This is a genomic window from Vibrio sp. 2130-1 (assembly GCF_033339515.1).
The window spans coordinates 1-531 of record NZ_JAWOUT010000678.1; the positions used below are offsets into that span (position 1 = coordinate 1).

General features: G+C 48.4%; 1 protein-coding gene. It reads right to left on the reverse strand.

The features are described from left to right. Positions 1 to 531 (reverse strand): penicillin-binding transpeptidase domain-containing protein (locus R7Q09_RS28105; RefSeq protein WP_318144202.1); only part of this gene is annotated, 531 nt, incomplete at both ends.

Sequence of the window (531 nt, forward strand, 5' to 3'; positions counted from 1 at the left end):
TGAGTTACGGTCTCAAGCATATCAAGCACAAGACGCGCATTTTCCTTGCTTACTACCTGACGTGACATATCACGGTCATTACTCTCGATAATATGAATCGGCTCGTACTTGCCAAGGTTCCCTAACGTTGCATACGCATGTGCAAGCTGAATCGGCGTGATAGACAGACCATAACCAAACGCAATGGTTGCACGTTCAATGGGAGACCAACGCGTTCGAGTTGGGAAGATACCAGTCACTTCGCCAACTAAGTTCAAACCAGAAAGTTCCCCAAAACCCACCGAACTGTACAAGCCAAGCAGCGCCTCAACAGGCATTTGCATCGCAAGTTTGGTCACACCGATATTACTCGATTTTTTCAGAATCATAGACAGGCTCGCTTTGCCTACCCACGAAACGTCCCTGACTCGGCTACCGCCCAATCGAAGCACGCCATTACCGGTATCAACGATAGTATCTTTATCCGCCACTCCATTTTCTAAGGCGGCTAAAATAACGAAAGGCTTAATGGTCGAGCCGGGCTCCATTGAG